The organism is Streptomyces sp. ATLC9, assembly GCF_057196705.1.
This window is the reverse complement of sequence record NZ_JBXUOY010000200.1, coordinates 1-10,012: the sequence shown is the minus strand read 5'-3', so window position 1 is coordinate 10,012 and position 10,012 is coordinate 1. Positions and strand designations below refer to the sequence as shown.

Below are 10,012 nucleotides of genomic sequence, written 5' to 3'. Positions count from 1 at the left end.
GTCGCGACCCGGACCGCCGGAAGGCCGACGGGGAATCCTCACCGAAGCGCCACACGGGCCGGCGCCGCCCGGGAGAAGGGATTACCGGATTTCCGGGCGGCTCTTTGCGGCCACACCTCCGCGAACCGGGCGTTCTGCCTCCACCGGCAGCGGCACGCCGGTGGAGGGTCCTGCCCTTTTCCGCGCACCCCTCACTGGCGGCCGGAAGACACGCTTCTATACCGTGTGGCCGGACAGGCGGAGCCGAACGCGGGGGAGGGAACGTGTCGTTCGACGAGGAGTGGAGACAGCTGGTGGAGGCGGCCGCCGAGCGGAAGGCCACACAGATGCGCCTGAACCGGCTCGACGGTGGTGGAGGGGGAGGCGTCTCGACGTCCTCCGGTGAGCTCACGGTGTCGCAGAAGGATCTGGCCGCCGTCGGAGACGCGGCATTCGACCTCCACACCCGGCTGCGCAAGGACGGCGACCACGCCCGGGAGAGCAGCACCGGCGCCGCCGCGGGCCTGAAGGGCGACTTCGAGATCGGCGGCGCCCTGGAGCACGTCGCGACCCGGTGGCAGGAGCAGCTGCGCACCCTCACCGACGCCTGCGCCCACATCTCCAACCACATGGAGTACAGCAACAAGGCCCACGCCGACGACGAGCAGCACATCAGCTCGCTGTTCAACAGCGTCTCCGCCCTCGACGAGGGCTTCGACGAGAGGACCCGGCGCCAGTGAAGCTCGACGCCCTCCGCCACGCCGACTTCTCCAAGCTGGGCAAGGCCGTCTCCGACTGGTCGGAGACGGCCGGGAAGCTGAGCACCCTGAAGGACGACGCCCGCTCCCGGCTCAAGGGCAAGGCCGACAAGGCCGACTGGACCGGTCTGAACGCCGCCGTCACCCGGGAGTTCGTGGCCAAGACCACCGGCGAGTTCGCCGACGCCCACACCCAGGCCACCTCCATCCACAACATCCTCAGGGACACCCACGACGAGCTGGTCGAGTACCGCAGGCAGCTCAACGACGCCATCGAGCGCGGGCTGAAGAAGAACCTGACCGTCATCGCCAACACCGACGGCAGCTTCACCGTCACCATGAACATCCACCCCGACCGCGCCGCCAGAGGCACCGACGTGCCCGACCACACCCCCGAGGACGTCACCGCCCTGCGCGACGAGGTGCAGGGCATCCTCGCCAAGGCCGCCGAGAGCGACTCCAGCGCCGCCAGAGCGCTCAGGGCCCTGGCCGACCAGACGCCCTACGGCTTCTCCGACGCCTCCTACACCGACCGCGACGCCGCCGCCGAGGCGATGGAGGCCGCCGACCGGGCCGTCGAACTCGCCGAGGATCCTTCGGACATGTCCCCGCAGGAGTTCGACGACTTCAACTCCACCATGGCTCGGTACAAGGACGACCCCCTCTTCGCCGAGCGGTTCGCCACCGGACTGGGCCCCCGGGGCGTGCTGGACTTCTGGGCGGGCATCAACGATCCGCACACCAACATGCGGCTCGGCCAGGCCCGGGTGGACATGTACGGCGGCCTGCAGGAGAACCTCGGCCTGACCCTGGCCACCGCCACCCAGTCCGACAGCCCCGCCATGCAGCGCTGGGAGCGGGACATGGTCGGGCTGACCGGCGAGTTCGTCCCGGGCAAGGACAACCCCCGGGCCGTGGGCGCCCAGGTGATGAGCAACCTGATGCGCTGGGGCGACTTCGACGACAAGTTCCTGAAGAACTACGGCGACGAGCTCGTCCGGGTCGAGAAGGAGCGCAGCGGCAACGGCCGCAGCGCGGAGCTGGCCTGGCACTTCCCCATGGGGCCGATGCTCAACCGGACGGGTACCGACGAGGGTTCGGACCCGATGACGGGCTTCATGATGGCCTTGGGCAAGAGCCCGGAAGCCGCCACCGACTTCTTCAACGGCACCTTCGTCACCAAGGACGAGGACCACGACTTCACCCGGGACACCGACGGCAACGGCAAGGAGGGCAAGGTCGGCCTGACCAACTTCCAGTACCTCTTCGAGGAGCGCGACTGGCCCAGGCAGTACGACTCCGAGTTCGAGGAGAGCATCGCCGGCCAGAACGCCATGGGCTGGGCCCTGGAGGCCGCGGCGACCGGCCACCCGGCCGGCGAGCAGCCCGGCCCGGACACCCCTCCGCACAGCCCGGAGCAGGCCCGGCTGGTGGAGCAGATCTTCGACTCCGTCTCGGCGGACACCGAACGCCTCACCGAACGCGGCTACCTGTCGGACAGCATGGGCCAGATCGCGGCGGAGTACCTGCCCGACATCAACCGGGCGATGGCCGACGACAAGTACGGGAACACCGATCTGCTGTTCCCCGTCGCCGGCACCGCCGCCGAACTGGACCACAACGACGTCACACGCTTCCTCGTCAGCGTGGGCCAGAACCCGGAGGGGTTCTCCAAGGTCGAGGTGGGCCAGAAGGCCTATATGACCAACCTGATGGACTACCACCTGAACCCCGGCCTCCCGGAGGACAGGCGGTACCCGCAGAACCCCCAGACCACGATCGAGGACATCGCACGCAGATCCGGGGAGATCAGCGGCACACTGTCCATCGGCCGCCAGGAAGCGGTGCTGGCAGACGCCAGTCAGCAGGACGAGGACTACAAGAAGTCGATGGGCCAGGTGAAGAACATCGTCTCCGGTGCCATCGGTACCGGCATCGGCGTGGGGACGAGCTTCATCGCGACTCCTGTCGGCGGAGCCGCCGCCGGCGGGGCCGCCGGCACGGTCAGCAGCGTCGTCCTGGAACAGATCTTCGGCGATCTGGAGCCGAGCAACCTCAAGGACGCCGGGGAGAACGTGGGCGAGAGATGGGAACGCTCCAGGGAGAACAGCCTGTGGCACGGCCAGACGGCCGCGATCCAGGCTGCTGAGGCGCATGATCTGCCGTACTCCGACCAGGTGGCGGACTGGGTGAGACGCGGCAACGAGGACGGTTTCGGCAGCGCCTCGGTCAACGTCTCCCAGATGGCGGACGACCTTGACACGGAGATCCCCGGATGACTGTTCGGCGCAGCCCCGTCGTTCCCTCTCCGCCCACCGGGGCGGGAATCGGACCGAGACGCCCGGGAAGGCACATGCGATCAGGAACCCGGCCCACAGCCTTGTCCGTCCTCGTGCTGCTCCTCGGCCTCGGAACGGCCTCCTGTTCCACACAGGAGAGGAGCTACGAGATCCCCTCCTCCATGTGCGGCACAACCGTGCCCCCGGAGCTCACGGAACCCCTTCTGCCGCCGGGAGACAAAATCTCCACCGCTGTCTCCGACAGGGCGGACGGCATGACACGCTGCCTCGTCTATGTCGACGACACGCAGGTGCTCACCTTCAACATCGAGTGGTGGGAGAAGGGGACTCCGCCGGCCAGGTTCGCCTCCGTGTTCCCCAACGTCGAGCCCGGTGACAAGGAGACAGAGGACGGCAGGTTCATCTACTCCGGCACCGGAGCCGTCGGGAAGGTCGTCTGTCCCGAACCGCGGAAACCCGATGACGACCTCTTCGTCGCAGCCAGGGTCGACGAGCCCGGCAAGCCCGACGAGGCGGCGATGAAGAAGCTCGTCGTCGCCTACGCCGAGGCCGTCGGGAAGTCCGACGAGTGCACCTGAGCCCGTGCCGGACCGGGCGCTACCGCCCGGTCCGGTCAGCGGCGGCCGACCCGGCCGGCTCGCCCGGCTCGTTGAGGCGCGAGTGGCGGATGCCGTAGGAGAAGTAGAGTGCCAGGCCGCCGGCCAGCCAGAGACCGAAGACGGTCCAGGTGACGGCGTCCAGGCCGGCCATCGTCCACACACAGAAGCCGAAGCCCAGCGCGGGCAGCAGCGGTGAGAGCGGGACGCGGAAACCGCGGGGCGCCCGCGGGTGGGTGCGGCGCAGGACGACGACGGAGATGTTGACCAGCGCGAAGGCGAACAGCGTGCCGATGCTGGTGGCGTCGGCGAGCCGGCCCAGCGGGACCACGGCGGCCAGGGTGCCGCAGAAGGCGGCCACGATCAGGGTGCCCGCGCGCGGGGTGCCGGTACGCGGGTGCACCCGGGAGAACACCTTCGGGATCAGCCCGTCGCGGGACATGGAGAACAGGATCCGGGTCTGCCCGTACAGGACGGCCAGGACGACGCTGGCGATGGCGACGACGGCGCCGAGTGCCAGCAGGACGGACCAGAAGGCACGTCCGGTGACCTCCTCCATGATCTTGGCCAGGGCCGCCTCGGTGCCGGTGAAGTCCTGCCAGGGCAGGGCGCCGACCGCGACGGCCGCGACCAGGCAGTACAGCACCGTGACGATCACCAGTGACAGGACGATGGCGCGCGGCAGGTCGCGCCGGGGGTTCCTGGCCTCCTCCCCGGCGGTGGAGGCGGCGTCGAAGCCGATGTAGGAGAAGAACAGTGTCGCGGCCGCGGCGTTGATCCCGGCCACTCCCAGGGGCGCGAACGGGGTGTAGTTCCCGGCGCGCACGCCGGTGGCGGCGACGGCGCAGAACATCAGCAGCGCGCCGATCTTCACCGCGACCATGGCGGCGTTGGCGCGGGCGCTCTCGCGGGCGCCGCCGAGCAGGAGGGCCATGGCGAGCAGGACCACCAGCAGGGCCGGCAGGTTGACGAGCCCTCCGTCGCCCGGGGGCGCCGAGAAGGCATCCGGGACGGTGACGCCGACGGTGCCGTCGAACAGTTCGTTGAGGTACTCGCCCCAGCCGACGGCGACGGCGGCCACCGACACCCCGTACTCCAGGATCAGGCACCAGCCGATCACCCAGCCCAGCAGTTCGCCCATGGTGGCGTAGGTGTAGGTGTAGGAGGAGCCGGAGACCGGGATGGCGCCGGCCAGCTCCGCGTAGGACAGGGCGGAGAACAGCGCGGTCAGCCCGGCGAGGGCGAAGGAGACGGTGACGGCCGGACCGGCCTCGGGCACGGCTTCGCCCAGGACGACGAAGATGCCGGTGCCCAGGGTGGCGCCGATGCTGATCGCGGTGAGCTGCCACACCCCCAGCGAGCGCCTCAGCAGGCCGCCCTCCCCGCGGCCGCTCTCGGCGACGAGCCGTTCGACGGGTTTGCGGCGCGTCAGCCGCGAGAGGTTCCCGCCGGGGCCTGGGGAGGGAGAGGGAACGGGGGAAGCGGCGCCCTGGTCCATCGCGGGACGACTCCTCGGGAGATCTTTCGCACACCGGTCACACGCGGATCCCTCCGAGCCTCGCACACCGCCCGGCGGTGGCCGGTGCAGGCGCGTACGGGCCGCTGCGTCGCCGTCCCGGACGTCACTCCGCGGGCAGGGCCCTCACCCAGGTCCGGTCGTCGGTGAGGTAGGAGTCGACGGCCAGGCCGGCGCCGGCCAGTGCCGCCTCGAACTCCTCCCGGTCCATCCGCCGGGAGAGGAACGTCTGGGTCCAGGTGGCGTCCGGGAAGACGTACTCGCAGCGGATGGCGGACACCCGCGGGTCGTCGGTGGGATCGGCCGCGGCGATCCGGATCAGCCCGCCGCCGGCCTCCCGCTCCCGGGGGACCCGCTCGTGCCAGTCCTCGCCCTCGCGCTGGATCAGCACGCACCCGCCGTCCGCGACGTGCCGGCGGCAGGCGCGCAGCAGCGCGTCGCGCACCCGGACGTCACCGGTGTGGACCAGGAAGGACGCCAGCACGACGACGTCGAAGCGCTCGTCCAGCTCCAGCGTCTCGATGGGCGAGCACACGGTGCGGGCGCCGCGCACGTGCTCGAGCATCCGCGGTGACTCGTCGACGGCCGTCACCGCGAAACCGCGCTCCAGCAGAGAGTGGGTCACCCTGCCCGCCCCGCAGCCCAGTTCCAGCAGGCTCGCCCCGGCGGGCACGGCCGAGGCGATGACGACGGGTTCGTCGCCGGCGGGGACGCGGGTGTAGACCTCCACCGCGCAGCCGTCGGGGGTGATCGCTCCCGGGCCGGTGCCGCTGTGGCCCCGGTGGGTCTCCTCGTACGCCGGTTCGCTCATGGGTCCATCGAAGCAGCCGCGGCCCCCACCGGGTAGGGTGCGGGCCGCGGGAGCGCGGATCACCAGCTGGCGTGCAGCGGCTTGCCCTCGGCGTAGCCGGCGGCGCTCTGGACGCCGATGACGGCGTTCTCGGCGAACTCCTCCAGGGTGGCGGCCCCGGCGTAGGTGCACGAGGAGCGCACCCCGGCGATGATCGAGTCGATCAGGTCCTCCACCCCCGGCCGGGCCGGGTCGAGGAACATCCGGGAGGTGGAGATGCCCTCCTCGAACAGGGCCTTGCGGGCCCTGTCGTAGGCGGACTCCTCGGCGGTGCGGTTGCGCACCGCACGTGCGGAGGCCATGCCGAAGCTCTCCTTGTACAGGCGCCCGTCGGCGCTCTGCTGGAGGTCGCCGGGGGACTCGTGGGTGCCGGCGAACCAGGAGCCGATCATGACGTTGGAGGCTCCGGCGGCCAGTGCCATGGCCACGTCGCGCGGGTGCCTCACACCGCCGTCGGCCCAGACGTGCTTCCCGTGCCTGCGCGCCTCGGCGGCGCACTCCAGGACGGCGGAGAACTGGGGCCGGCCCACACCGGTCATCATGCGCGTGGTGCACATGGCGCCCGGTCCGACGCCGACCTTGACGATGTCGGCGCCGGCCTCGATCAGGTCCCGGGTGCCCTCGGCGGAGACGACGTTGCCCGCCACCACGGGGACCCGCGGGTCCAGCGCACGGATCGTCTCCAGGGTGGAGAGCACGGACTCCTGGTGGCCGTGGGCGGTGTCCACCACGAGGGTGTCCACCCCGGCGTCGAGCAGCCCCTTGGCGCGGCCGGCGACATCACCGTTGATACCGACGGCGGCGGCCACCCGCAGCCGTCCGGAGTCGTCGGTCGCGGGGGTGTAGAGGGTGGCGCGCAGGGCGCCCTTGCGGGTGAGGATGCCGATCAGGCGGCCCTCGGCGTCGACGGCGGGGGCGAGCTTGCGGTGGGCGCCGTCCAGGCGGGTGAACGCCTCGCGCGGGTCGATGCCGGCGTCCAGGAGCAGCAGGTCGCGGGACATGACCTGGGAGAGCTGGGTGAAGCGGTCCACGCCGGTCAGGTCGGAGTCGGTGACGACGCCGACCGGCCGCCGCTCCCCGTCGACGACGACACCCGCGCCGTGCGCCCGCTTGGGCAGCAGGGACAGGGCGTCGGCGACGGTCGCGGAGGGATCCAGGACGATGGGGGTGTCCAGGACCAGGTGGCGCCGCTTGACCCAGGATATGACGTCGGTGACCACGTCCAGGGGGATGTCCTGGGGGATGACGGTGAGGCCGCCGCGGCGGGCCACCGTCTCGGCCATCCGGCGCCCGGCGATCGCGGTCATGTTGGCCACGACGATCGGGACGGTGGTGCCCGTCCCGTCCGGCGAGGAGAGGTCCACGCCCTGCCGGGAGCCGACCGCGGAGCGGTTGGGCACCATGAAGACGTCGTCGTACGTCAGGTCGTACGCGGGCCGCTGGTCGTTGAGAAATCGCACGTACTTCATTGTTGCACGCCCGCCCCGGACCCCGGTCATGGAGAGAAGGCCAGGTGGGCGGGGCGCCGTCGTACGTCCCCACCAACGCCCTGAGGGCCCGGGCCCTCAGGGCGCGTTCTCGTCCGGGTCGGCCCGCTCCAGCGCGGGCCGGGGGCCGGGGGTGAACTCGTGCAGCAGGTGGTCGGCGGCGGCGGTGTCGGTGACCAGACTGGTCACCAGCCCGGAGCGGAGGACCGCGCCGATCGCCTCGGCCTTGCGGCGGCCGCCCGCGATCGCGATGACCTCGGGGACGCGGCGCAGCCGGTCGGCCTCGACGGTGATGCAGCGCTCCCCCAGGTCGCGGCCGATACGGCGGCCCTCGGCGTCGAAGAGGTGCGCCGACATCTCGGCGGCGACCCCGAGGGAGGCGTAGTGGGCGCGCTCCTCCTCCCCGAGCATGTCGTGGACGGTGGACACGCCCGGATCCCAGGAGCCGATGGAGACCGCGGCCACGGTCACCTTGTCGAAGTACTCGAACGCGGCGGCGATGCTCGTCTGGCCGCGCAGCGCGGCGGCGGTGGCCGCGTCCGGCAGCAGCATCGGCGCGTAGATCGGGTGGGCCTCGCCACCGGAGACGGTGGCGGCGCGGCGCACCGCCTCCACCGAGCCGCGCTCGGCGGTGCCCGCGTCGTAGACGCCGGTGAGCTGGACGACGGTGCACGGCGGGAGCCGGTGCAGCGCGGTGGCCATGTGGATGGTGGAGCGGCCCCAGGCCAGGCCCAGGACATCCCCCTCGGTGACCAGCTCGCCCAGCAGGTCGGCGGCGACCTCGCCGAGGTTCTCCGGGTCGGCGGCGTCCTCGGCGGCGTCCGAGGGCGACTCGACGACGACGGCGTGGCGCAGCCCGTAGCGGGCGCGCAGCGCGTCGGACCGCTCGGCGTCCAGTTCGGCCGGGACGCGGATCTCGATGCGCACCAGGTCCCGCTCCAGCGCGGTCTCCAGCACCCGGGCCACCTTGAAGCGGCTCACCCCGAACTCGTCCGCGATCTGGATCTTGGACTTGCCCTCCAGATAGAAGCGGCGCGCCATGGCCGCCGCCTGCATCAGCTCGGCGGGACCCATTCTCGTGGCTGACCGCCCGGTCGACACCGCACTCACCTCGCTACCGTTCCGCCGTACTCGTGTACGCGCCGTTCCTCACTCCGCGCGTTCATCCTCGCAGATCCGCGGCGGTCCTGATCCACTCCGTGCACGGTGCACCCATGCCCGCCTCCGCGGAGCCGCCCCGGGCCCCGGACCCCGGGCCGCCCCTCAGTGGGCGCATCCGCCGGCGGCTCCGTTCGCGGCCTCCCGGGCCTGGGCGCGCAGTGCCCGCACCGCGGCGGCCGGGTCGTCCGCGCCGTAGACGGCCGAGCCGGCCACGAAGACGTCCGCGCCGGCCTCGGCGCACCGCTCGATGGTGGAGGCCGACACCCCGCCGTCCACCTGGAGCCACAGCTCGAGTCCGTGCTTGTCGATGAGCTGCCGGGTGCGGCGGATCTTGGGCAGCATGACGTCGAGGAACGCCTGGCCCCCGAAGCCGGGCTCGACGGTCATCACCAGCAGCATGTCCAGCTCGGGCAGCAGATCCTCGTACGGCTCGATCGGCGTGGCGGGCTTGAGCGCCATGGAGGCGCGGGCGCCCTTGGTGCGGATCTCGCGGGCCAGCCGCACCGGAGCGGCGGCGGCCTCGGCGTGGAAGGTGACCGACCCGGCGCCCGCCTCGACGTACTGCGGCGCCCAGCGGTCGGGGTCCTCGATCATCAGGTGGCAGTCCAGCGGGGTGTCGGTCGCCTTGCGCAGCGCCTCGACGACCGGGACACCGAGCGTGAGGTTGGGGACGAAGTGGTTGTCCATCACGTCCACATGGAGCCAGTCGGCGCCCTCGGGCCCTCCGACGCGCCGCGCCTCCTCGGCCAGGCGCGCGAAGTCGGCGGACAGGATGCTGGGGTTGATCTGAACCATGGCCCCAGTATGTCGTGTCACCCGTCCGGCCCCGCGCCCAGGTGCGCCGGGGCGCGCCCGGCCGCGGGGCCCGCGGGCTCAGGTGCGGCGCAGCAGGGCGAGGTACATCGCGTCGGTGCCGTGCAGGTGCGGCCAGAGCTGGATGTCGGGGCCGTCGCCCAGGGAGGGCACGCCGGGCAGCAGCGGGCGGGCGTCGACCGGCTCGGCGCTCTCGTGCCTGAGCACGTCGTCGACGACCGCGCGGGTCTCGGCCGGGTGCGGCGAGCAGGTGGCGTAGCCCACGACGCCGCCGGGCCGGGCCGCGCGCAGCGCCTCGGTCAGCAGTCCGCGCTGGAGCGGGGCGAAGCCCGCCAGATCCTCGGGGCGGCGGCGCCAGCGGGCCTCGGGGCGGCGGCGCAGGGCGCCCAGTCCGGTGCAGGGCACGTCGACCAGGACGCGGTCGAAGGAACCTGGCCGCCAGGCGGGGCGGGTGCCGTCGGCGGTGACCACCTGGTAGGGGCCGGGGTTGCCGCGCAGGGCGCGGGCCACCAGACGGGCGCGGTGCGGCTGCTTCTCGGCGGCGATCAGGGC

At 72.1% G+C, this 10,012-nt stretch carries 9 protein-coding genes; 3 read left to right on the top strand and 6 right to left on the bottom strand.

Annotation, left to right across the window (positions count from 1 at the left end):
- The first annotated feature begins 263 nt into the window (after positions 1-263).
- The 3 genes from AC2CJA_RS19275 (at position 264) to AC2CJA_RS19265 (ending at position 3,615) form a co-directional block, all read left to right on the top strand.
- On the top strand, positions 264-719 hold the full coding sequence (locus tag AC2CJA_RS19275) for a hypothetical protein (protein WP_484603953.1): 456 nt from the start codon (positions 264-266) through the stop codon (positions 717-719).
- A complete protein-coding gene (locus tag AC2CJA_RS19270; RefSeq protein ID WP_484603952.1) occupies positions 716-3,016 on the top strand; it encodes a DUF6571 family protein in 2,301 nt (766 codons plus the stop codon). The genes AC2CJA_RS19275 and AC2CJA_RS19270 overlap by 4 nt, the downstream gene beginning before the upstream one ends.
- A gap of 101 nt (positions 3,017-3,117) precedes the next feature.
- Entirely contained in the window at positions 3,118-3,615 is a 498-nt protein-coding gene (locus AC2CJA_RS19265; protein ID WP_484603951.1) for a hypothetical protein, read from the top strand.
- Positions 3,616-3,634: 19 nt separating this feature from the next.
- On the opposite strand, the gene AC2CJA_RS19260 is transcribed toward AC2CJA_RS19265, so the two are convergent.
- The 6 genes from AC2CJA_RS19260 to AC2CJA_RS19235 form a co-directional block, all read right to left on the bottom strand.
- Positions 3,635-5,131 carry an amino acid permease gene (locus AC2CJA_RS19260; RefSeq protein ID WP_484603950.1) on the bottom strand — a complete coding sequence of 499 codons (1,497 nt, stop codon included), beginning with the start codon at positions 5,129-5,131 and terminating at the stop codon, positions 3,635-3,637.
- Between the two features lie 124 nt (positions 5,132-5,255).
- The gene (locus tag AC2CJA_RS19255) at positions 5,256-5,960 is read right to left on the bottom strand and encodes a class I SAM-dependent methyltransferase (protein ID WP_484603949.1); all 705 of its coding nucleotides are present in this window, start codon (positions 5,958-5,960) and stop codon (positions 5,256-5,258) included.
- 59 nt (positions 5,961-6,019) lie between these two features.
- Positions 6,020-7,468, bottom strand: a complete 1,449-nt coding sequence (locus AC2CJA_RS19250) for a GuaB1 family IMP dehydrogenase-related protein (protein ID WP_484603948.1) — start codon at positions 7,466-7,468, stop codon at positions 6,020-6,022.
- 96 nt (positions 7,469-7,564) lie between these two features.
- Positions 7,565-8,560, bottom strand: coding sequence for a sugar-binding transcriptional regulator (locus tag AC2CJA_RS19245; RefSeq protein ID WP_484603947.1), 996 nt, complete (start codon positions 8,558-8,560; stop codon positions 7,565-7,567).
- 189 nt (positions 8,561-8,749) lie between these two features.
- On the bottom strand, positions 8,750-9,442 hold the full coding sequence (rpe, locus tag AC2CJA_RS19240) for a ribulose-phosphate 3-epimerase (RefSeq protein ID WP_484603946.1): 693 nt from the start codon (positions 9,440-9,442) through the stop codon (positions 8,750-8,752).
- A gap of 78 nt (positions 9,443-9,520) precedes the next feature.
- The coding region (locus tag AC2CJA_RS19235) for an RsmB/NOP family class I SAM-dependent RNA methyltransferase (RefSeq protein WP_484603945.1) at positions 9,521-10,012 on the bottom strand (492 nt) is incomplete at its 5' end.